Below are 23995 nucleotides of genomic sequence, written 5' to 3'. Positions count from 1 at the left end.
TGCGGGGAAAAATAAAGGGAAAAGCAGCACCATTCACTTATCATTTTGAAGCAAACTGGCATTTTGCTCCTGGGCTGCTGGACGGATATTCATTTAGAATACCAAGATATCTCAGTCAATTGTCGGCTGTCAATTACATAGAGAAAACCTTAACATTAAGCGACGATCTGCCTGTTGACGAGCAAGTTGATTTCGAAATAACTACCGGAGAAGAAGCGCCGATCCTGGCTGCGCGACTTTTAACACAAACTCCATTAAAAACTGCATTGCCGCTCATTGAAATGCGGCTCGGTACCACAAAAGGTACCAATGCATTGCTCGAAAGAAAAGGAGCAAAAACACTTCTCGCTGTCACCAAAGGCTTTAAAGATTTGCTTTATATCGGGAACCAGCAGCGGCCTTCGCTTTTTCAGCTCAATATCCCCGAACCTAGTCTGCTTTATGCCGAGGTAATCGAAGTCGACGGACGGTTGGATGCAGCTGGTAATGTGATCGAGGAGCTAAATGCATTGGACTTTAAAAACTTACCTGCATTTGACTCAGTAGCTGTTTCGCTTTTAAACTCCTACCAAAATACCTCACACGAAACGCAGGTAACAGATGCATTTAAAGCAGCTGATGCACCTTATATCTCGGTTTCCACTGATCTTTTTCCATTCTCACATTACCTGCGCAGGACACAGACTGCGGTTGTAAATGCCTACCTGGATCCGGTTTTAGACAGGTATTTGACCAATATCAAAAATGCGCTGGGAGCCGGGAGTTTGAAAGTCATGACGAGCACCGGCAGTCTGGCCGAGGCGAGCGGGTTTTATGCGAAAGACAGTCTGCTAAGCGGACCGGCTGGCGGAATGATCGCCGCCGCAAACCTGGCGCAGCGGTTTGGTTTTGCGAAAGCAATTACCTTCGACATGGGCGGCACGAGCACGGATACTTCGCTGATCGATGGTCAACCTGAGCTGAAATACATTACTGAAATCGATGGGATAGAATTCCACAACCCGACATTGGCAATCGAAACGGTAGCTGCCGGCGGAGGTTCAGTTTGCTGGTTTGACGGATTTTCGTTGCAGGTAGGACCAGAAAGTGCAGGCGCTTCACCTGGGCCGGCTTGCTACGGAGCAGGCGGGCCGCTTACAATTACGGACGTAAACTTGCTGCTCGGCAAGCTGGATATTTCCAAATTCGGCATTCCGATCAACCCGCAGGCGGCTGTGAATGCATTGGAAAAATTGCAAAATGAGATTCAGGAAAAAACAGGTAACCGCCTGCATTCACTCGAAATATTAACCGGACTGGAAAGCATTGCGAATGAGAAAATGGCGGACGCGATCCGGAAAATCTCAGTTGAAAAAGGGATCAGTCCGGCCGATTTTGCACTTATTACTTTTGGTGGAGCGGGCGGTCTGCACAGCTGCCAGCTTGCTGAGTTGCTTGGGATTTCAACTGTTATCATCCCTTACGATGCCGGACTTTTTAGTGCGGTCGGAATGGGCGAGGCGCTGGTGAGTACGATCGTGCCCAGACAAATCCTGCAACCCTGGCAGGAAGTACATTCGCAAATAGGCGCTATCCAGGAAGAACTATTTGCAATGGGCGCGGAGAAATTGAAAATGCAGGGCATAAATGCTTTTGAAACTACTTTTTTCAACTGCTATCTCCGTTTTTCAGGTCAGGAAAATGTACTTGAAATACCTTATCAGGGAAAAGAAACCTCGCTGGCTTTTGAAAATGCTTATCGCGCGCAGTTCGGCTATTATCCTGAAAATATGATTGTGGAACTGGAAAGTGTAAAACTGAAAATCCAGGAAGCTGCGCCGCATTTTGATCCAAAAGAAATCAGGAGAAAAGGAGAAAAAGTCGCTGCAACGAAAAAGCTGACTCCCTATTTTGACCCAAATACAACCATCGAAATTTACGAATGGGACCTGCTCTCACCCGGAGAACAAATCGACGGTCCTTCCATTTTGCTGAACAATACTTCAACCACTTACATTCCAGCTGGCTGGCGATTGATAATTCAGGAAAATAAGGATGCAATTACTTTTAAAACCGAAAATCAAACTTTTAAAAAGGAGCAACATAGCGAAGAAGTTGCATTACAACTTTTCACAAATCGCTTCAAAGCAATTGCGGAAGAAATGGGTGTCCAGCTGCAACGGACTGCATTTTCAGTGAATGTAAAAGAGCGTCTTGACTTTTCGTGTGCCCTGCTCGACGCGCAAGGCGAGTTGCTCGTGAATGCGCAGCATATCCCGGTGCATTTGGGCAGTATGGGCATTTGCGGGAGATTGGTTTTGGACGCAATTGAAATTGGTCCGGGCGATGTGGTGATTACCAACCACCCGCGTTACGGCGGCTCGCATTTGCCTGACATTACGTTGATTTCTGGGGTTTTTACAAATGAAAATGAATGCATCGGCTATGTAATCAACCGCGCGCACCACGCGGAAGTGGGAGGAAAAACGCCGGGTTCGATGCCGCCGGATGCAACTTGTCTGGCTGAGGAAGGAGTTGTGATTTTGCCTCAGTACCTGGTTAAATCCGGTGAATATCAATGGGAGAAAATGCGGGAGTTATTTTGTGAAAGTCCCTATCCTACCCGGTCATTCTTGTCCAACGAAGCTGATATTGTTGCCGCGCTTTCGGCACTTCGGAAAGGCAGCGAGCAGCTATTAAAACTTGCCGATACCCACGGACTGGCAGCGCTAAAAAAATACATGCAAATGCTTAAAGAAACTGCGGCCCGGCAATTGCAAACTGCAATGGAACCGCTGCTTGGAAAGGAATTTGAAGCAACGGAATACCTCGACGACGGGCATCAGATCCAGGTAAGTATTTCCATTCAGCCCGGCAAGCAGCTTTTTGACTTTACCGGAACTTCCAATGTGCATCCTAATAATCTGAATGCGAACATTTCGATTCTGTACAGTGCGATTTTGTATGTGCTGCGATTGTTGGTTGGAAAGGAAATTCCGTTGAATGATGGGTTAATGAAAGAGGTTGAAATTAAGCTTCCTGAGAACAGCTTTCTGCATCCTGACTTTTCTGATGATCCGTTTGAATGTCCGGCTGTGGTGGGTGGAAATACGGAGGTAAGTCAGCGGCTGGTGGATACTTTGCTGAAAGCTTTCGGGCTCGCCGCGTGCAGTCAGGGTACCATGAACAATTTCCTGTTTGGGAACGAAAAGTTTGGCTATTACGAAACAATTGGTGGTGGTACCGGCGCAGGAAAGGGTTTTCACGGACGTTCCGCAGTGCACCAGCACATGACCAACACCCGCATCACCGATCCCGAGCAGCTCGAACGCAAGTATCCCGTGCGATTGCTTGAATTTGGCATTCGCAAAAATTCCGGTGGCAAAGGTCAGTTTAGCGGCGGCGATGGCATTGTTCGTAAAATTCAGTTTCTTGAACCTTTGCGGGTCACATTGCTGGGTCAACATCGCAAGCAGGCGCCTTACGGACTTCAAGGCGGCGCGGCTGGATTGTGCGGGAGGCATACTTTGATTTCTGGCGACGAGATTTCCGAGCTTCCGGGTATATGCAGTTTAGAAGTTGTTGAAAATGATATTTTGGTGATTGAAACTCCTGGTGGTGGGGGTTGGGGTGATTCTTAATGCCACGAAGACACGAATGAACACGAAAGCATTCGTGAACATTCACGGTCCGCCGCTGCGGTGCATTCGTGGCAAAACAAAAATGAAAAACAAAAGCAAACTTCTAGGCGCAGCATTTCTAATGGCCACCTCAGCCGTCGGGCCGGGCTTTTTGACGCAGACTACTGTTTTCACCCAACAACTGACAACCAGTTTCGGATTCGTCATCCTGATTTCCATTCTCATTGATCTCTGCGTTCAATACAACATCTGGCAAATCATCATCGTCTCCGGCAAACGTGCGCAGGATCTTGCGAACGAACTTTTTCCCGGACTCGGCTATTTACTTGCATTCTTAATCGTCGTGGGCGGCCTGGCTTTTAACATTGGCAATGTGGCCGGCGCGGGTTTGGGGATCAAGGCGATGACGGGCATTTCAGTAGAAGTCGGCGCGACGGTCAGTGCGGCAATCGCAATCGGGATTTTCCTGTTCAAAGAAGCCGGCAGCGTCATGGATACTTTTGCCAAAATCCTGGGATTTGTGATGATTGCATTGATCCTCTATGTCGCATTCACCTCAAACCCGCCCATCAGCGAAGCCGCCATTCATACCTTCATACCTGAACAATTCGATTCCATTTCCGCCTTGACATTGGTTGGCGGGACCGTCGGCGGCTATATCTCCTTCGCAGGTGCACACCGCCTGCTCGATGTTGGATTAGGCGGCGAAAAAGACCTTTCACTTGTAAACCGGAGCGCGTCCACGGGCATTCTGGGCACTGCGGTAATCCGCTACCTGCTGTTTTTGGCCACGCTTGGAGTGGTACTATCCGGCGCAAGCATTAATCCCGACAATCCTTCCGCCTCCGTATTTGAAATTGCAGCCGGCAGCTTTGGAAGGCTATTATTCGGGTTGATGATCTGGTGCGCCGCCATCACTTCGGTAGTGGGTGCGGCTTATACTTCGGTGTCTTTCGTCCGCTCGTTTCATCCGGCATTTGAGAAGTACCACACCTGGCTCACTATTATTTTCATTCTAATCTCAACGGTAATATTTCTTCTAATAGGCAGACCGGTGAAAGTGCTCATTTTTGTAGGTACTTTGAATGGATTTGTGCTGCCGGTCGCATTATCGATTTTGTTGGTAGCGAGTCGCAAAGTGCGGCTTGTGGGCACTTACAAGCATTCTCTTTTTCTTCAAATTGCCGGCTGGCTTGCTGTGATCGTGCTGCTGGCAATGGGTTTTAAACTTTTCTAACATGTTCCGCAGCTTCGCTTTTTTAGTTTCCATTCTGCTGTTCGCAGCTCCTGTTTTTTCACAAAACCAAAAACCGCTCGTTATCAAATTTGACGCAAAAAACACTGCGCAGCGCATTGATAATTTCGGAGCTGCCGGCGCGTGGTTTTCGGAAGGTATTGGTAAAAACTGGCCCGCAGAAAACCGCGAGAAAATGGCCGAGTGGCTTTTTAGCAAAGAAAAGGACAAGAATGGAAACCCGAAAGGGATCGGGCTATCGGCCTGGCGGTTCAACATCGGCGGCGGCACAGCCGAGCAGGGCGACAGCAGCGGCATCAGCGATTTTCGCAAACGTGTGGAAAGCTTCCTCAAACCTGACGGCACTTACGATTGGACCAAACAATCGGGTTACTTATGGTTTACCAGAAAAGCGAAGGAATATGGTGTAGAAAACCTGATCGCATTCTCGAATACGCCGCCTGTTCAGTTTACTAAAAATGGGCTTGGGTACAAAACAGAGAAGGATTACATCGCGAATTTGAGAGACGACAAATTCGAGGCTTACGCAACTTTCCTGGCGACTGTTTTGAAGCATTTTGATGAGGAAGGATTGCATTTCAACTATATCAGTCCGGTCAATGAGCCGCAATGGGACTGGTCGCATCCTGCGGGAGCGCCTGCAAAGCAGGAAGGGACTCCGTGGGCCAACAGTGACATTGCCAGGATTACAACAGAGCTAGACAATGCGTTGACAAAAAACAACTTAACTTCCAAAATCCTAATCACGGAAGCAGCGCAGCTGGATTTTTTGTACGGTAGAAACGGTCACGCGACCCGACAAATTCAGGCATTTTTCAATTCCTCAAATCCGACCCAACTGACGAATTTGAAACATTTACCCAAACTAATCGGCGGCCACAGCTACTTCACCGACAAAGGCGACAGCGCCCGCATCGCGATCCGCCAGCAAGTAGCAGATACCGCGAGCAAGTACGGCGTCACATTCTGGCAAACCGAATACTCCATGCTCGCCGACGGTTATAAGGAAGGCAAAAAAGGTAAAATCCCGGCAATAGACTGCGCATTGTTCCTCTCCAAAGTAATTCACGACGACCTGGTCTACGGCAACGCCGCCGCCTGGCAACTCTGGAACAGCTGGGAACCCGGCAGCCCCGAATTCGACACCCGCTACTACGTCATCGCATTAAACCCAGCCAACCAGGAATATACCAATGGAACTGTAACTGCCACCAAAAACCTCTGGGCACTGGGCCATTACAGCCGCTTCGTCCGCCCCGGAATGCACCGCCTGAACTTAACCCGAAACGACAACCTCACCCCCGTACAAATTGCCCAGGATGTAATGGTAAGTGCCTATTCAAATGACAAGCAGGTCATTTTAGTAGCAATTAACTACACCGGAAATTTGCGCGATTTGCAACTGGATTTGAGTGGGTTTAAGTTGAAGAAGGAATTTGAGAGCTATACTACTACGGCGGAGAAGGATGTGGATATGCAATTTGGGAAAGGTAAGGATTGGAGGAAAGGTGTGCGGCTGCCTGCGCGGGGGTTGGTGACGGTGGTTTTGGAGCGGGAGTAGGTTACCGGTGAATTTCTTAACGATGCCGTTTGAAAATTGAACAAGCAAGGGATAGTGATTAAGTGCAGGCAGCTGATAGTTTTGCCAAACATGAAACATGCTAAATATTCCTATCAGTCTGAACAACTATTTTCAATTTATAAATTTAAAAGCGAGGGCCTCAAAGGTTCAATTCTTAAAGTTGTTAAGTATACTCAAACAGAAATACCGAGTATTTACAATCTGGCATTTGGAGATTTTGATCCAGTCTCAAATGATCTTGATGATCTCGCGAGATCGGATAATGGAGATAGCAAAAAGGTTTTAATCACTGTTGCATCTACCCTTTATTCCTTCTTTACTCAATACCCAACAGCTGCGGTTCTGGCTACTGGCAGTACTTCCTCCCGTACACGCCTGTATCAGATCGTTATATCTAACAACCTGCCTGAGATCCTTGAAGATTTTAGTATATTTGGCTATAACGAAGATGATGAGTGGGAGGAGTTTATGACCGGAGTACATTACAAAGGATTTCTGGTCCGTAAAAAGACAAACAATTGATGCTATGAAAACGAAAGATCTGAAATTCAGAAACGAGGACATTGTACTGGACGAGACTCTCGAAAAATTTGCAGGAAGGAATTTATTTCCTGAACAACTAAGGAAAGCAAATGAAATGCTGACGAGGGCAAGACTTCCAGAGGGCTTCACAAGCAACCCCGAGTTAAATGGCAGGTTGGATAATCAACCTTTTTTTCCTGAAAAATTAGCCAGAGCAAAGGAATTTCTGGCCCAAGCTGGACTTCCTGATTTGAAAGAGTTAAGAAAGCGGTGAATTCAGCAGTCTTCTTTTACAACATTTAACAACAAAAAGGACGCTCGCCGCGTCCTTTTCTCGTTTTAAGCCCCTTTCCTACCATACTCCCAAAGATCCCTCAAAAGGGTATTAATAATTTCCGCAGTATACAGCACCTCTAACCTGTGTTCCTCACTCGGGTTCCAGGCGTTTCCGGGATGAAAGTACCGAAGAACAATGTCATGGTGCATTCGTTCGAGCTGAATGAGATCTACGTCTCCGTTCACGAATTTGTCAAGAAGTGTTTCCGCGGCAGATTGCCGGTCGATTGGATTTTGAACTGTGTGCATATTGCTTAGTTTTGGACATAATGCGCAGCAAAGAACGGTGCCGCACTTTCCGTTGTCCAACCTTAAGCAAGGCGATGGTTTTCAAACCATCACGGTAGTTACGGCACCGTTTATCGGTGTACATATCAAAACCAAATAGAAATAGATGCCGCTAGTACAGCGACTTCTTAACCTTGCTTAAAATTGGACGCTGTAAACTTAGCAGCTTTGGCGAAGAATGCAAAAAGGATGATGAACCGCGAGAATTGTTAAACTCCGCTTAGAAAGAAATTTAACTTTACTATATTAGACAACTATTCATTGAGTATAGTTAAAACTTAATCACAACACTAGCATGAAAACCACACCCTCAAAAGGCGAAAGGCTCAAATGGGAGTCTCTTGATAAAGTTAAAAGCACAAAACTTACGCCGGAACTTACCACTGGAAAACGTCTTTCCTCTTCTGAACTGGAAAAAAGAAGCGGGAATAACAAGTCCTTCATCGTACCTTGAAGTTTGAGTACCCGGGGTACGAACTCAAATTCATTCAGAAGGAACCTTGCAACGATTTTACTGCTCATCGATTTTCCCTCATTTTTAAATTCTTTTCTCCTGTCACGAAACTGCGCTACATTCTGCGTGCAGATTATCATGACGGAGACGTCTTTGTGCTCAAATTTTACAGTAAAGCTCACAAGCGAAGTGACCGCAAATACAATATCATCGTCAACCGGGGTGATTTGGGCAACATCTTCATTACATGCACAAAGGTGATTCCGCTCTTACTACAAACTTATCCATCGGCGTCTTTCGGATTAGCGGGCGCGAGGAGTATCGACTCGAAAGGCAGAGTAGAAGATTTCAAGAATAATCAGCGATTCAGGATATATAGCCAGTTAATTTCAACCAAGATCGGGCCTATAACATTTGAGCATTTCGAATATCCGCATGTCAGTGCTTACCTCCTGGTAAATAAAAAATGTCCCGACGTGCTTAACAAGGAACGGGAACTTGCTGAAATTCTAATCCAGACCTACCAGGATTTGGCAGACGCTTAAACTTTTGAAAGCAAGTCTCATTAATTCTCCCCTTCTTCAAATTCACCAAATATAATCCTTCAAATCACCCCGAATGCCAAACCTAGGGCTGATTTAAGTTAATATCGGTAAAAAAGCCGCTAATTTCTACCAAGTTTATGTATCCCGATACGGGTAATTTTACAAATACATAACAAAAGGGTAATACCATTTTAAGCTCTAACAATCCAAAATCTGCTCGCTGAGCCAGAACGGATTTGTATTGCTTTCACTTTCCTAAACACCCATAAAACCTTGAAGATGAACATCTTTGCTCTTAACAAAAGCTTTTTAAAACTATCAGCAGCCTGTACGCTGCTGTCGCAATTGGCATGGGCTCAGCTGCCTGCGCACCGGCCCGACAAGGCTGACATCGCAAGTGCGTACAAGCACATGGAATTGATGGATTCTCTCACGAAAGGCTCAGTGCTGAAAGCCAGCATTCAGCCCAACTGGCAGGCAAATGGGAAGTCGTTTTGGTACAAAATTATTCTGAAAGACAGCTTAACGGAGTACATATACGTCGATCCGGTTAAAGGCAAAAAGACGAAAGCTTTTGACAATGAAAAAATCGCGCAAGCACTTTCGACGGCAGCAGATACTACGTTTTCAGCACCGAAGCTGATGTTGCAGGACCTGCGTTTTGACAATGAAAAAAATACGATTTACATCCAGGCAAAAAGCAAGTGGTACGCCTACAATACCAAAGATAATTCAGCCAAAAAAATCGAAAAACCTGCGATAGAGGAGCCAAAAGAAATTGGCTGGACGCGCCAGTCTAGCAGGTGGCGGCCGTTTCGTGCGGATAGTGTTTCTCCTGACAAAAAACAGAAAGCATTTGTTAGAAACGGAAACATTTACCTGAGTGCGCCGAATGGAAAAAACGCGCAGCAGCTCACTTACGAAGGCAACCCGCTCCGTCCTTTTGGAGAGCTGAGCTGGTCGCCCGACAATGCATTTATCGTTTGCTATCGCATTGATAAACAAGAAGAAAGGAAGGTAAGCTACATTCTTTCATCTGTCCCAAACACAATGCGGGGTGAAGTAAAGACGCGGGGTTATGCGCAGCCGGGCGATGAATTTACGAGCTTTGAAATGTTTGTGATCAATGCCAAAACGCGTGGGATCGTGAAGGTAAAATCGGAAGTTACCGACTTCTTCAATGCGCCGGTGATCAGGTGGAGAGAAGGTGATAATATGCATTTTACCTACGAAAAAGTAGACCGCGGGCACCAGCGTTTCAGGGTCATTGAAGTGAATGCAGCGACTGGCGATACCAAAAATATCATCGACGAAAAGACCAATACATTCATTTACCAAAACCAGATTTTCACGCATTACCTGCCTAAGGAACACGAAATTATCTGGTCTTCGGAGAAAGATGGCTGGCGGCATTTGTACCTGGTTGACGAAAAATCAGGCAAGATCAAAAACCAGATCACAAAAGGCGACTGGGTGGTGCGCGATATTGATAGTATCGACACGCAAAAACGCGAAGTGTGGTTCAGAGCCAATGGAATGAACCCCGAAGAAGATCCTTACCACATTCATTATTACCGCATTAAATTTGATGGAAGCGGGTTGGTAAAACTTACAAGCAATGTAAAAGCAACGCATTTACTCGCATTTTCGCCGGATCGCAGCTATTACATTGATACTTATTCGACGATGATGAGCCCGCCTGTGATGGAGCTGCACAAGACTTCCGACGCGTCGCTGGTGATGAAACTGGAAGAGGCGGATATTTCGAAGTATCTGTCGCTGGGCTTCAAATTACCCGAAGTATTTACGGCAAAAGGCCGCGACGGCAAAACGGACATCTGGGGTATTGTATACCGTCCGAGCCAGTTCGACCCAAATAAAAAATACCCGATCATCGAGAACATCTATGCCGGTCCGCAGGATTCGTTTGTCCCAAAAGCATTCAGGCACTACGGCGAAATGCAGAGTATGGCCGAGCTGGGCTTTATCGTAGTTCAAATGGACGGAATGGGCACCGCCAACCGCTCCAAGGCATTTCACGATGTGTGCTGGAAGAACCTGGCCGACGCCGGTTTCCCCGACAGAATTGCGTGGATGAAGTCGCTCGCTGCAAAGTATCCCTATGTTGATTCGACCAAAGTGGGTGTTTACGGTACCTCTGCGGGCGGACAAAATTCACTCGGCGCACTACTTTTTCACCCCGGATTTTACGACGCGGCAGTTTCCGCCTGCGGCTGCCACGACAACCGCGTGGACAAGCAATGGTGGAACGAACAATGGATGGGCTACCCCGTAGGCAAGCACTACGACGAACAATCGAACGTAACCAACGCGGCGAAATTACAAGGCGACCTGCTCCTGATCGTAGGCGAAGCTGACACCAATGTACCACCCGAATCGACTTACCGGGTTGCAGATGCATTGATCAAAGCAAACAAAGATTTTGAACTGCTAACAATCCCAGGAATGGGCCACAGCGACGGCGGCACTTACGGAAGAAGAAAGAAGCGGGATTTCTTTGTGAAGAAGCTGCTGGAAGTAGATCCGCCGGGGCGGAATAAGGTTGCGGTGACGCAGTAGTGGTGTTGGGGAGTTGTACACTTTGTCACGAACGCACTAGGCAGCACGCTTTGTCTGCAACTACGTATATACACCATCGTTTAAGAGAGTAAAAATCCTAATTACCCGTAAATACTACCACCATCCAACTCAAATAACATGAATAGACTACTATCCAAAATGATCCAGGAAATACCGCGCCGGCTGCTCTGCAGTCTTGCGCTGGTGTGCCTATTATCCGGTCAGCTGCTGGCTGCCGAGCGTGAGATTTCGGGCAAGATCGTATCCGCAGAGGATAAAAACCCGCTGCCGGGTGTGACTATTATTGTGAAAGGAAATAATACCATTGGAACAGCCACAGATATCGAAGGAAAATTCAAATTGTCCATTCCTGATCAGGCGACCTTGATATTAAGCTACATTGGATACGTGAGCCAGGAAGTGGTGGTAGGTAGCCAGAGCGAGCTGACCATTGAAATGGCGCCCGATCAGAAACAGCTTTCTGAAGTAGTCGTGATTGGTTACGGTACCCAGAAAAAAGGTGATGTAACTAGTTCAGTGGCAAGTATTAAAAGAGAAGATTTTATCAAAGGAACTGTGCGCGACGCGGCGCAGCTGGTGCAGGGAAAAGTAGCTGGCTTGCGCATTACCACGCCCAGCGGCTCCCCTACTTCCAATACGCAGATCAATTTGCGGGGTATCAACTCGATCAATGGAAACTCTGATCCGCTTGTGCTGATCGACGGTATTCCGGGCGGATTGAACACGGTCGCTCCTGAGGATATTGAGTCTGTGGACGTTTTGAAAGACGGATCGGCGGCTGCGATTTATGGAACGCGCGCCACCGGCGGGGTTATCCTGATTACAACCCGTAAAAACCGGGGTACTTCACGTGCGACTGTTGAGTATTCCAATTATGTAAATATCCAGACCATCGCGCGCAGACCCGAGCTGCTTACGGGCGACGATTACCGTCAGAGAATCGGCGAGGGAATTGCTTATACCGATTACGGCGGGAATACGGATTGGCTCGACGAAATCATGCAAAAACCTGTCAGTCACAACCATAACCTCACTTTTTTTGGCGGGAACAGCACGACCAATTTTACAGGATCTGTGAACTACCGGAACTGGGAAGGTATCTTTTTAAGATCGGGACAAAACAGGTTCACCGGCCGCGCCGACCTGAACCACGCGATGTTTGACAATAAACTGAAAACAAACATCCAGATCATCAACCGCATTACCAGCACGAGCGGCGCAGTGAGTCCGGCTGACAACGATGCAGCATACGGGTACATTTACCGCCAGGCGATGATCCGCAACCCAACCGACCGCGTGAGAACCGAAGCGGGCGGGTGGCAGGAGCGTGACGGGTATTTTTACGAAAACCCAGTTTCCCTTATTAACGAGTCAAACTACGATGCAAAGTTCAAGGAAATGCGGATGAGCGGAAGTCTGGACTATGCGCCTATCGCAGACCTGAATTTCAAATTATTGGTTTCCAATGTTCAAAACAGCAACCTGGAAGGCGGCTCGACGACATTCAACCATACCGCAACGCGACTGAGCAACCAGAATGCAACCGCATACCGCAGCACTTACGCGAACAATGAAAACCTGCTGGAATTCACAGGTAACTATGCCAAATCGTTCGGAAAACACCGCTTTACATTGCTGGGAGGTTACAGCTGGCAGGATGCGACTTACGAAGCTTTCAATGCGAGCAACTGGGATTTCCCGACTGACGCTTACGACTGGAACAACCTCGGTGCCGGAGGTGCTTTGCAAAAAGGCCAGGCTGCAATGGGAAGTACCAAGAACAAGTGGCAGCTGGCTGGTTTCTTTGGCCGTTTGACTTACAGTCTGGATGAAAAGTACCTGTTTATGGCGAGCGTGCGCCGCGAAGGTTCTTCCCGGTTTGGGATCAATAACCAGTGGGGTACATTCCCTGCGGCATCTGTGGGCTGGCGGATCAGCAAGGAGAACTTCATGGCGGGACTTTCGGGTGTGAACGAGATCAAGCTGCGCGCCGGTATCGGGGTGACTGGTACGATCGCGAGTGCCCCTTATTTGTCGCAGATCAGCTATAATTTTAGTCGTACGGAAGGTGCTTTCATTGGTGGAAAATGGGTTCCAGGATTTATCCCGGCGCGTAACTTCAACCCGGACTTGCGCTGGGAAAAGAAGGAAGAAGTGAATGCAGGGATTGATTTTGGTTTTATGAAAAACCGGATCAATGGTTCCATTGACTTCTACAGTCGCAAAGTGAAAGATCTGCTTTACAACTTCCCTGTGCCTGTTCCGCCTTACCTGACGAGCTCAATGCTGATCAATGCAGGTACGATGAAAAACGACGGTTTGGAAATCCTTTTGAACCTGGTACCTGTGCAAACTGCAAACCTGCAATGGAACACCGGCTTTACTTATTCGACGAACAGGAACAAGCTTGTAAGTCTTTCAAACGATCAGTTTGAAGCGGCAAATGACTTTTTTGACGCGGGTTACACGGGCGAGCCTATTCAGGTGGCTACGCACCGCGTGAAAGTGGGCGAGCCGATCGGCAGGTTCTTTGTGTGGAAATCGGTGGGTGTAGATGATAAAGGCGCCTGGCTGGTGGAAAACAAAGACGGCGAGATTATCCCGATCGCAGATGCGAAGCCGGAAGATCGCCAGTACTATGGAAATGGTATCCCAAAACACGTTGTGGGCTGGAACAACTCGGTACGCTACAAAAGCTTCGACCTGGCTTTGAATATGCGTGGTGCATTCGGATTTGATATCCTCAACTTCCAAAGCATGTTTTACAACAACCCCCGGAACAAAGCTTACAATATGCTGAAAACCGCCTACGATCCGATCGACGGAAAAGTACTGAATACGGACCTGGTTTATGTTTCCAACTACATTGAAAAAGGCGATTACTGGAAAATCGACAACATTACACTGGGTTATACACTGCCTGTGAATCTGATCAAAGGAATGAAGAATGCGCGCGTTTTCGTATCGGGACTGAACCTGGCCACGATCACCAAGTATACTGGAATTGACCCTGAGGGTGTGTCCATGACCGGCTTTTTCCCTGGCAGCGACCAGCGCGATAAGTATCCGACTACCCGCACTTTCACAGCCGGCCTAAGTGTAAACTTCTGATCCCAAAATCTTGAAAACAATGAAAAATAAATCCACCAGATACATCATTTTAGCTTCCATGCTCGGCGCGGCTACCTTGTCGTGTACCGATTTGAATGAGGAAGTGTATTCGGAAGTTTTGGCGAGTACTTACCAGCCTACGGAAAAAGACTTACCCGCCATTGTAGCGCCTGTTTATTCCTCACTGCGCAGCTTGATGCTGGGCTGGCAGGGCTACTTCGATTTGCAGGAAGAAGCAGCCGACGCGATCATCACGCCGGTGCGCCCGAATGGCTGGGACGATGGTGGTACCTATCGCCGGATGCACCAGCACACGTGGACTTCGTTGCAGTGGCAGCCTGAGAATGCGTGGCAGAGTGCATTTCGCAGTATTACTACGGCCAACAGGGTTTTGTCACAAATTGAAGGCGGTGAAATCCCTTTGACTACGAGCAAAGATCAGATTGTAGCCGAGCTGCGGGCTGTGCGTGCATTTGCCTATTATCTTTTGCTTGATAATCATGGAAATGTCCCCATTGTTACTGATTTCAAAGACATTAACCTGCCGAAACAAAGCACGCGTAAAGAGGTTTATGATTTTGTGGTAAAAGAGTTGACGGAGGTAATGCCGAACCTGAGCGACAATGCAAGTACTACTTACGGACAAATGAACCGCTGGGGTGCGAAAACGCTTTTGGCAAAGATATACCTGAACGCCGAAGTATACACCGGAACACCGCAGTGGGCGAATGCAATTACGCAGGCAGACGAGGTGATCGCTAGCGGGAAATATGTGCTGGACGCAAACTATTCGGATGTTTTTACGTGGACGAATTTCAATTCCAAAGAGATCATTTTCGCAATTCCCTACGATGAAATTTATGGAACCGGAAACCAGATCCACATGAAAACGCTCGATCCGCTCAGCCGCTCGGTGTACCCGATGAATGCCGGTCCATGGGGCGGCAACTGCGCGGTACCTCAATTTATCGACACTTACGATCCGGAAGACGGGCGATTAGCAGATAGCTGGATTATGGGTCCGCAGAAGAATGCAACTACCGGCGCAGTGGTAATTACCTATTCCAAAACAGTTCCCGGAATGGACAAAACGGCTTCGAGCGACGGTTACCGCATTGGTAAATACAAGATCAAGCCGAATGCAACGGGCAGTCTTGATAATGATTTCCCATTCCTGCGCTACGCGGATGTTTTGATGATCAAGGCAGAAGCATTATTGCGCACCGGCAAGGCGGCAGAAGCCGCGGCACTGGTGACGCAGGTACGGGCACGCGCATTCAAAGCCAATCCGGCGAAAGCAACCGTAACAGCGGCCGACCTCGCAAAAGGCAGCAAGTATAACTACGGCTACCAGGCTGCCGACGGTACGATTACAGAACGCCAGGGCGGCGAAGATGTGAAATTCGGCCGGTTCCTGGATGAGCTGGGCTGGGAGTTTGCAGCGGAGGCACACCGCCGGCAGGATTTGATACGGTTTGGTGTATACGAAACCAAAAAATGGTTTAACCACCGGCCGCAGGCACAGCAGCGCGCATTGTTCCCGATCCCGCAAAATGAGATTGACAAAAACCCGAACCTGAAACAAAATCCGGGTTACTGATAATAAATTCTGATTAGGTTAGTAGTTTTAATCTTGCTCAAAAACTTCATGTTCGAGAGCAAGATTTTTTTCATTAAACACCACGAGTTATGTTCCCTAAGGAAACCTATATACAAAGACGCACGCAATTGAAAACCAAAGTAGGCAGCGGCCTGATCCTGCTGCTCGGCAATGAAGAATCGGGAATGAACTACCGCGACAATGTTTATCCATTTCGGCAGGACAGTACTTTTTTGTATTATTTCGGACTGGATATTGCTTCCATTCACGCGGTGATTGACATTGATAATGATCAGGAAATCATTTTCGGGAATGAACTTACGATCGACGATATCGTGTGGACGGGGCCAAAGGAGCCGCTGGTGGACAAAGCTGCAAAAGTGGGAGTCACACAGGTGCGGCCACTTTCGGCAATGGACAGTTTTTTAAAAAATGCTTTAGATAGAAAACAGCCCGTACATTTCCTCCCACCCTATCGAGGCGAACACTATTTAAAATTGCAGGACTGGTTGCAGGTATCTCCTTCCGAAGCGGCACAGAAGGTTTCCGTGACTTTAATTAAGGCTGTGGTCTCAATGCGGAATTACAAAACTGCCGAAGAAATTGCTGAAATGGAAAAGGCGGTGGATACTTCGGTGGATATGCACCTGGATTTCATGCGCAATGCCCGCGCGGGGATGACAGAAAAACAGGTGGCCGGGAAGCTGCAAAGCATTGCGATCGGAGCTGGCGGAGACATTTCTTACCCCATTATCCTCACTGTAAATGGAGAAATCCTGCACACGCACACCCGCGATTTGGTAATGCAGGAAGGGCAAATGGGCTTGTGCGACGCAGGTGCCGAAACCGCTATGCGCTACTGCGGCGACCTGACCCGCACTATTCCAATGGGGAGACAATTCAGTTCTCTCCAACGGGAAATGTACCAGATCGTGCTGAATGCACAGAATGCAGCGATTGAAGCCTGCAAGCCCGGTATTTTGTTTAAAGATGTACATAAACTGGCGGCGACAAAATTGCTGGAAGGACTGAAATTACTTGGCGTAGTAAAAGGCGACGTGGGAGAGGCAGTAGAGCAAGATGTACATACTTTGTTTTTTCAATGCGGATTGGGCCACATGATCGGGCTGGATGTGCACGATATGGAAAACCTGGGTGAACAATATGTAGGTTATACCGACGATCTGGTGAAAGGAACCACGTTCGGCTGGAAATCGCTGCGCCTGGGCCGCGCGCTGGAACCAGGCTTTGTAGTAACCGTCGAACCCGGACTTTATTTAATCCCAACCTTAATCGACCGCTGGAAAGCCGAGAACAAACTGGTGGATTTTATTGACTACAACAAACTGGAAATGCTGCGGGATTTCACCGGAATCCGCATTGAAGATAACCTGGTAATCACGGAAATAGGGAACAGGATCTTAGGAAAGCATTTGCCGAAGGAAGTAGCGGAAGTGGAAGCGTTGCGGTGAACCTCAGCTGATAAGATAAATGGATAAAATTTGTTAAATTTGATCTATGCAAGTACAGGTAGACATATCATTCGATCAACTAGTTGAGGCTGTCAAAGCACTGCCAAAATCTCAGCTTACGCGCCTCAGGGAAGAGATTGAAGCTAGTTCAAAGGAAGAAAGTAGCACCAGGTCTGATTTGGAAAAATTGCTCCTTAACGGCCCTACGGCAACAAAAAAGCAGCTTGAAACCATTGAAAAAAACAGGAAAGCAATCAATCAATGGCGAGAAAAACACTAATGATTGATACATCTATCCTGATTGATTTTTACCGGAAAACGGATAAGAATAAATCAGCCTGGGTCAATCTGGTGAGGGAAGGTTATGACTTTGCAATTTCGGTGGTTACCAAGTATGAAATTTACTCGGGAGCTACCGAAAGTCAACTTACATTTTGGGAGGACGTGCTCCTAGCAGTTACTGTCATTCCACTAGGCGAGAATGCTGTAGACACAGCAGTGGAGACAAATAAAATTCTAAAAAGGAAAAGAAAACAAATAGCGCTGGCAGACCTTCTGATCGCATCTTCTGCAATTGCAAGCAACTTGCCGTTGGCTACCTTGAATAGGAAGCATTTCGAGAGAATAGAAAATCTTGTACTGATTCCGTGACCGCTGCTAACTTGACACTTCCAAAATGTCACCTTTTGCTTCCCGGCTGCGGCTGTGGCGCGGGCATCGGTTTTCTTGGGATCTTTTGGTCCATTTGGGCTGTGTTGTACACAAATGCAGCTACCACTACCGCCATTTGTTTCAGATCGTCCATGACCAGGCGCTCGTAAGTATCTGCATTGGTATGGTGCGTGCGGGTATTGTATTCAATCCCATCCTGAATAAACTGAAAACCTGGTAAACCCAGCGCGTCGAATGCAAGGTGATCTGTGCCGCCGGTAATGCGCGAAGTGACTGTCGGGTGGTCGACAATATCGGAAAATGCATTGAGCCATTTTTCAAAAATCGGGCGTACTCCCTCATTGCCTTGCAGGTAAATCCCCCGAATGCGGCCGGTACCGTTATCAATGTTGTAGTAAGCGGAGAGTTTCTCGTGCGCCGGGAGCAGCTTCATCGTTTCCATATCTCCGAATGTATTTTTCACATAAAACCGTGACCCGTACAAACCCTGCTCTTCACCAGACCAAAGTGCAATCCTGATCGTTCTGCGCGGCTTCAAACCGGCTGCCTGCAATATCCTGACAGCCTCCATCATCACCGTACAACCCGCCGCATTGTCCGTAGCGCCGGTCGCGCTGTGCCACGAATCGAGGTGGCCGCCGAGCATTACTACTTCATCTTTCAGCTTAGGGTCCGTACCGGGGATTTCGGCGATTACATTGCCAGTTGTTAATTTTTTATCAAAAAAGGTAGTAGCTGATTCCGCTTCCAATGTGACCGGGATACCATCTTCCACCAAACGGGCTACAAGGCCTGCGTGCTCGGGTGCCAGCTCAAAGGCAGGTCCGGCGAGTGGCGCATTACCTCTGAAAGAAGCGCCGTTACTTGTGAAGAATGTGCCGTGCTTGCCCGTGCGGCCGGCAAGTTCCAGCTTTACCTTTTGTGATTTCAATGTACTATCCACGCGGCTCCTGAAAGAGCGCATCGTCCGCATTCGCTCAGCTTGTTCGGGAGTAAAGTTGTTCTGCCCGAATGGAACAGAATTGGTCATTTTTTCAAGCTCCTCGGCGGTATACCGCTTGGCGTCGGGCGTGAAACTCGGGTCTGTGCTGGCGTTTCCTTTTGTCAGCACGATCTTGCCGTCAAGCTTTCCGTCTGCATATTTTTTCAGGTCTTCTTCGTTCTGGATATCTACCACCACTACCTCTCCCTTGATCGGCCCGGAGGTACCGGAAGTCCAGGCTTTTGGGATTGCGATAAATGGCATATAGTAAGGCTTCGTCATCGCCAGGTAGCTTTTTTCCACCTGCCAGCCTTTCCCGAACTCGCCCCATTCTTCCAGTCGCGCATTCTGTAAGCCCCACTTTTTCATTTCACCTATCGACCAGTCCGCAGCTCTCTGGAAGCCGGGAGAATTCGTAAGTCTCGGACCGGAAACGTCCGTAAGCTGGTGGGCAATCTCTTCTACTTTCGAGTTTTCAAGACCTTCCTTGCGGATTTTGGCAATTGCAGCCTGGTCCATTTCCTGCGCAAACGCAAAGCCGGGAAAAAGCAGTAAGAGCGAATAGAATGCGGATTTCATAAAAGTCAGGGTACGTCTGTTGTGATGTCTTTTTTACCAATAAAATAATAGACCGGAATGCCGAGCAGCACGATAATCAGTCCCGGCCAGGTATATTCTGGTTTGTAAATAATAAGAAGCACGCAGAATGCGACTCCCATGAGAATGTAAATGATCGGCAGGAATGGATAGCCAAATGCTTTGTACGGACGAGGCGCATTTGGCATTTTCTTTCTTAGTATGAATATTCCGATAATGGTGAGCATATAGAATACTACTACAACAAACGAAATCATATCCAGCAAATTCCCGTATTTACCGCTCAGGCTCCACAAGCAGGCCACGACGCACTGGATCCACAGACCAAATTCAGGCACCGAGTTCTTGTTCAGCGTAGCGACTTTTTTGAAAAACATACCGTCTTTCGCCATGGAATAGTAAACCCTCGCCCCTGACATGATGAGCCCGTTATTACACCCAAATGTCGAAATCATGATCATAACCGCGATAATGATTGTCCCGGCATTCCCAAAAATGACGTGAGAGGCTGTTACGGCCACCCGGTCTTTATCCGAAGACGCGATTTCCTGCAAGGACAAAACGCCAGTGTACATGACATTGGTCAACAAATAAATCACAGTTACGATGATAGTACCCAATGCAAGGCTTAGCCCGATATTGCGCTGCGGGTTCTTGATTTCTCCCGCAATGAAAGTTACATTATTCCACGAATCGCTACTGAAAATAGAACCGACCATGGAAGCAGCAATTGCGCCGAATGCAGCTATTGTAGTGTAGGATTCAATGCTGCCGTCGATGTTCAGTTTATGTAAATCCCACATTGTCGCCGAGTCCCAGTTGGCTGCCCAGATTTCGGGTTTCATGAAAAGCAGACCAAAAACAATCAGCCCCAGCAAGCTCAGCAGCTTGGTCAAAGTGAATGTAGTCTGGATGATTTTGCCGCCATTTACACCACGTGTATTAATAAACGTCAGCAGCACAATGAGCACGAGCGAGAGCAGCTGCGCGGGTGAAATCCTGATAAAGCCGAGATCAAAAGCGACCAGATCTTCACTGAACATCGGCAGCAGATAAGCCGTGAACTTGGCGAATGCAACTGCTACTGCTGCGATTGTCGCAGTTTGGATTACTGTAAAAAAGCTCCAACCATACAGAAAGCCGACCAGTGAATTGTAAGCTTCTTTTAAATAAACATACTGGCCGCCCGCCTTTGGAAACATCGCGCTCAGCTCACCGTAACTCAATGCAGCAGTAAGCGTCATAAAACCGGTGATCAGCCACACAAACATCAGCCAGCCAACACTACCCGTATTTCGCGTTATATCTGCACTTACAATGAATATCCCCGACCCGATCATACTGCCAGCGACCAGCATCGTCGCGTCCATAAGTCCTAGTGAGGGTTTAAACGAGGTTTTTTCTTCAACAGGTTCAGCGGGCGTTTCCGGCGACATAAAGGATTCAGGTTTTAAAGGGCGGTTTGTTACAAAATGTAAGCTACAATATTATTTGAAACTATAAAACTTCCATTTGGTTTTGAAGTCGCGCTGCAATGGCTGACCTGTTAACGTCGCCCGCACCATTTCAATCGGCATATTATTCTCCTTCATTACTGCGTCGTGAAACTGCTGGAAAGTCATTTTGCCGCTATCTACCAATTCATTTTTCAAACTAAAAAGCTGCAAGCCGCCGATCAGATAGGCGATCTGGTACAAGGGACTATAATTTCCCTGAAACGAGCGCCGCACTTCGCCTTCCGCATTCGCGCGCTCGTGCCCTACCCTGTCAACCAGGAAGTCAATGCATTCCTGCGGCGTCCATTTACCCAAATGATAATTAAGCGAGAAGATAATGCGCGCGCAACGGTGCATCCGCCAGAACAGCATCCCGATCCGCTCTTCGGGTGTTTTGGCAAAACCTTTATCGTACAACAGCAGCTCCCAGTACAGCGCCCAGCCTTCTGTCCAGAACGGCGTACCAAATTCCCCACGGTAACTTTTATAGCGGCTGCGCATATAGTATTGCAAATGGTGGCCGGGCACCAGCTCGTGGTGGACTGTTGATCTTGAAAAATAAGGGTTATTGCCGCGCATACTCATGAGCTTGTCTTCGTGGTTCATGGTATTGGTCGGGTAGGAAATGATAATATCGCGGCCACCCAGAAAGAACGGATTGATCAGCTGGCGCTCGGGCGACATCATTTGCATTCCCCAGGTTTCGTCGGCGATCTCCGGGTATTCGTAAAGTTTGTTTTTGGTAATAAATTCCTTTGCATCGTTGTAAAGCTTCATGATCAGCTCGGGCTGCTCGCCGGCGGGCACGTAGCTGTTTTTCACCTTTTCCTGCGCCTTTTGCCAGTCTTTACCAAAACCCATTTCCTGCGAAGCTTTCAGCAGCTCCTTATCACACCAGGCAAATTCTTTGTTGGCCAACTCGATCAGTTCTTCCGGCGTGTAGCTGATCATTTCCACGCCCAGCTGCCGGATCAGTTCGTCGCGACCGATCGGTACACCTTTGATGCCGCTTTTATCTTCTTTTTGGGTGGTGTTCAATTTCCCTTTTGCTTTGATCGCCTTTGCGTAGGCAGTCAATGCACTGTCCAGGGTTTGATAAGGCTTGGGTACCCACCACGAAAACAGCGGATCGTATCCATTGTAAAACTCATAAGCTCCTTTCAAGCGGGTACTGAGCCCGTTAACTGCCTGCTCACCGCGGGTAGCCAGTGGCATATCAATGGATTCCACTTTTTTCAAAGCTTCGGCAGAGGCAGTTACTTGTTTGAATGCATCATTCAGCTCCGTTGATACCTTTTGCCCGTCAATTTTCCCGCCGCGCCGACGTGTTTTTTCAAGATTGTAAATGGGATCGGCGAATGGAATGTACTTCGTAATCTGTGCATATTCCTTTTCCTCATTTGCCAAAGTCAGCAGGTGATCGTCAATATTTCTTTTTAACAAAATATAATCGACTTTCCCGTAAATGCTCATTGCATTGAAGTCCAGCTTTGCGAGTTTATCAAGATAGCTTTTATCGACTTCATTCAGCCTCCTGCGCTGCTCAGGCGCATTGAGCACAGGCTGAGCCGCCGCAAAACCACGCCCGCGCACGAGCATGGGAGAATAAAAAGAGGTAACAACCTTCATATCCTCATCATACTGCATCACCAGCCCAGCCACTTCGCTGGTTTGTTCATAAAGGTTGAATTGGGATTTCTGGGCAGCGGATTCGCTGCCAACAATGCAGGCAAACGCCAAACTGAAAAGCAGGGTGTAGTAGTGCTTTTTCAATGGTGGGGTATGGTTTAAAGGTTAGGAAAATGCTATGTGTTTGGCGTGGTGCCTGCCCTTCGACTGCGCTCAGGGTGACAAAGCATACTTACTTGACTTGTCATGCTGAGCGCAGTCGAAGCAACGTGCGACAACGCTACTACATCAGCTTATGTTGCGCCTGCTAAACCCAGGGCGACATCTCAACTATACCGCTCCGGATCGTATAACACCGTACTTACCGAAGTAGCACTGCGCTCGGCTAGTTCTGCTACTACTTTACCTGTTGCGGGGCCGAGGCTGATTCCCATCATGCCGTGGCCGCCTGCTACGATCAGGTTTTTTAGTTTTTTACTATAACCTAAATAAGGAAGTCCGTCGGGGGAGCAGGGGCGGAAACCGTACCATATCCTGTCTTTCGGCGGAACAGCTACATTCAACTCCGGGTAGTATTTGGGGATTGCATTCACAATTCCTTCCACCCTGTTCATATTGATTTTATCATTTACCGCTGCAAGTTCCATGGTTCCTCCAAAGCGAACTTGTCCGTTCATGGGGGTTACAGCTACTCTTGCCTCGATCAGCAATGCAGGATGTACAATCGGATGCGCGGTATTGGACTCCATTAACGAATAGCCTTTGCCCGGCATAACAGGAATGGAAAGCCCGGCGAGCTTTGCAAGCTGCGGCAGCCAGGTACCTCCTGTCATAATCACAAGATCGGCTTCGAATTTGCCTTGCGAAGTTTCAACCGCTTTTAACTCGCCATTTTGGATGGAGTAGCCAGTAACTTCTGCTTTGGTAACAACCTTTGCGCCTTTTGATTTTATAAATTTCAAAAGCTGGTTAAACAATGCAGTCGGGTACAAATGTGCGTCGCAATGGTAATGCACCGCACCGGCTACGTCGAGTTTCAAACCCGGCTCGATTGCCTGCACCTGTTCCCTCGAAAGCATTTCCACATCCAGCCCAAGCTTTTGCGCGTCTTTGCCAACGTGGATTTCTTCCTCTCCTGCTTTCTCGGTTTTGTAAAGCATCAAAATGCCTTTTTCTTCCAAACCGAAATTAAAACCTTCTTCCTGCGCAAGTTCTTCGTACAATTTCTTGCTG

Annotated in this window: 18 protein-coding genes; 13 read left to right on the top strand and 5 right to left on the bottom strand. The window is 47.8% G+C overall.

The genetic code is table 11. The features are described 5' to 3' along the window. The 5 genes from ACTIE6_RS14475 to ACTIE6_RS14455 form a co-directional block, all read left to right on the top strand. On the top strand, positions 1 to 3620 hold a 3620-nt coding region (locus tag ACTIE6_RS14475), incomplete at its 5' end, for a hydantoinase B/oxoprolinase family protein (protein WP_439557320.1). Positions 3621 to 3636: 16 nt separating this feature from the next. After that, positions 3637 to 4857 (top strand): NRAMP family divalent metal transporter, encoded by a 1221-nt coding sequence (locus ACTIE6_RS14470; RefSeq protein ID WP_439557319.1) that lies wholly within the window; start codon positions 3637 to 3639, stop codon positions 4855 to 4857. A 1-nt stretch (position 4858) separates the two neighbouring features. Further along, positions 4859 to 6436 carry a glycoside hydrolase gene (locus tag ACTIE6_RS14465; protein WP_439557318.1) on the top strand — a complete coding sequence of 526 codons (1578 nt, stop codon included), beginning with the start codon at positions 4859 to 4861 and terminating at the stop codon, positions 6434 to 6436. Between the two features lie 90 nt (positions 6437 to 6526). Next, the gene (locus ACTIE6_RS14460) at positions 6527 to 6979 is read left to right on the top strand and encodes a DUF6934 family protein (RefSeq protein WP_439557317.1); all 453 of its coding nucleotides are present in this window, start codon (positions 6527 to 6529) and stop codon (positions 6977 to 6979) included. Positions 6980 to 6983: 4 nt separating this feature from the next. Further along, positions 6984 to 7253 carry a hypothetical protein gene (locus ACTIE6_RS14455; RefSeq protein ID WP_439557316.1) on the top strand — a complete coding sequence of 90 codons (270 nt, stop codon included), beginning with the start codon at positions 6984 to 6986 and terminating at the stop codon, positions 7251 to 7253. A gap of 65 nt (positions 7254 to 7318) precedes the next feature. Here ACTIE6_RS14455 and ACTIE6_RS14450 read toward each other — a convergent pair whose 3' ends face one another. Continuing rightward, the gene (locus ACTIE6_RS14450; RefSeq protein ID WP_439557315.1) at positions 7319 to 7564 is read right to left on the bottom strand and encodes a hypothetical protein; all 246 of its coding nucleotides are present in this window, start codon (positions 7562 to 7564) and stop codon (positions 7319 to 7321) included. A gap of 334 nt (positions 7565 to 7898) precedes the next feature. Here ACTIE6_RS14450 and ACTIE6_RS14445 point away from each other — a divergent pair, with 334 nt between their 5' ends. The 8 genes from ACTIE6_RS14445 to ACTIE6_RS14410 all read left to right on the top strand — a co-directional run bounded on the left by ACTIE6_RS14445 (position 7899) and on the right by ACTIE6_RS14410 (position 18037). After that, positions 7899 to 8057 carry a hypothetical protein gene (locus ACTIE6_RS14445; RefSeq protein WP_439557314.1) on the top strand — a complete coding sequence of 53 codons (159 nt, stop codon included), beginning with the start codon at positions 7899 to 7901 and terminating at the stop codon, positions 8055 to 8057. Continuing rightward, positions 8054 to 8602 carry a hypothetical protein gene (locus ACTIE6_RS14440; protein ID WP_439557313.1) on the top strand — a complete coding sequence of 183 codons (549 nt, stop codon included), beginning with the start codon at positions 8054 to 8056 and terminating at the stop codon, positions 8600 to 8602. The genes ACTIE6_RS14445 and ACTIE6_RS14440 overlap by 4 nt, the downstream gene beginning before the upstream one ends. Positions 8603 to 8881: 279 nt before the next feature. Next, positions 8882 to 11182, top strand: a complete 2301-nt coding sequence (locus tag ACTIE6_RS14435; RefSeq protein WP_439557312.1) for a prolyl oligopeptidase family serine peptidase — start codon at positions 8882 to 8884, stop codon at positions 11180 to 11182. A 138-nt stretch (positions 11183 to 11320) separates the two neighbouring features. Next, positions 11321 to 14314, top strand: coding sequence for a SusC/RagA family TonB-linked outer membrane protein (locus tag ACTIE6_RS14430; protein ID WP_439557311.1), 2994 nt, complete (start codon positions 11321 to 11323; stop codon positions 14312 to 14314). A gap of 19 nt (positions 14315 to 14333) precedes the next feature. Beyond that, positions 14334 to 15914, top strand: a complete 1581-nt coding sequence (locus ACTIE6_RS14425; protein WP_439557310.1) for a RagB/SusD family nutrient uptake outer membrane protein — start codon at positions 14334 to 14336, stop codon at positions 15912 to 15914. 89 nt (positions 15915 to 16003) lie between these two features. Then, a complete protein-coding gene (locus ACTIE6_RS14420) occupies positions 16004 to 17386 on the top strand; it encodes an aminopeptidase P family protein (protein WP_439557309.1) in 1383 nt (460 codons plus the stop codon). Between the two features lie 46 nt (positions 17387 to 17432). After that, positions 17433 to 17666: a hypothetical protein gene (locus tag ACTIE6_RS14415; RefSeq protein WP_439557308.1), complete on the top strand. Its 234-nt coding sequence runs from the start codon at positions 17433 to 17435 to the stop codon at positions 17664 to 17666. Further along, positions 17666 to 18037, top strand: a complete 372-nt coding sequence (locus tag ACTIE6_RS14410; protein ID WP_439557307.1) for a type II toxin-antitoxin system VapC family toxin — start codon at positions 17666 to 17668, stop codon at positions 18035 to 18037. The genes ACTIE6_RS14415 and ACTIE6_RS14410 overlap by 1 nt, the downstream gene beginning before the upstream one ends. A 28-nt stretch (positions 18038 to 18065) precedes the next feature. Here the strand turns inward: ACTIE6_RS14410 and ACTIE6_RS14405 are convergent, their stop codons facing one another. The 4 genes from ACTIE6_RS14405 to ACTIE6_RS14390 all read right to left on the bottom strand — a co-directional run. Next, positions 18066 to 19619, bottom strand: coding sequence for a M20/M25/M40 family metallo-hydrolase (locus ACTIE6_RS14405; RefSeq protein ID WP_439557306.1), 1554 nt, complete (start codon positions 19617 to 19619; stop codon positions 18066 to 18068). Between the two features lie 5 nt (positions 19620 to 19624). Beyond that, on the bottom strand, positions 19625 to 21073 hold the full coding sequence (locus tag ACTIE6_RS14400) for an APC family permease (protein ID WP_439557305.1): 1449 nt from the start codon (positions 21071 to 21073) through the stop codon (positions 19625 to 19627). Positions 21074 to 21124: 51 nt separating this feature from the next. Beyond that, complete coding sequence (locus ACTIE6_RS14395) at positions 21125 to 22780, bottom strand: DUF885 family protein (protein WP_439557324.1); 1656 nt, start codon at positions 22778 to 22780, stop codon at positions 21125 to 21127. 308 nt (positions 22781 to 23088) lie between these two features. Further along, a partial coding sequence (locus ACTIE6_RS14390; RefSeq protein ID WP_439557304.1) for an NAD(P)/FAD-dependent oxidoreductase occupies positions 23089 to 23995 on the bottom strand: 907 nt, incomplete at its 5' end.

It is taken from the genome of Dyadobacter sp. (assembly GCF_051859145.1).
Classification (GTDB): Bacteria; Bacteroidota; Bacteroidia; order Cytophagales; family Spirosomataceae; genus Dyadobacter.
This window is presented reverse-complemented; position numbering and strand designations above follow the sequence as displayed.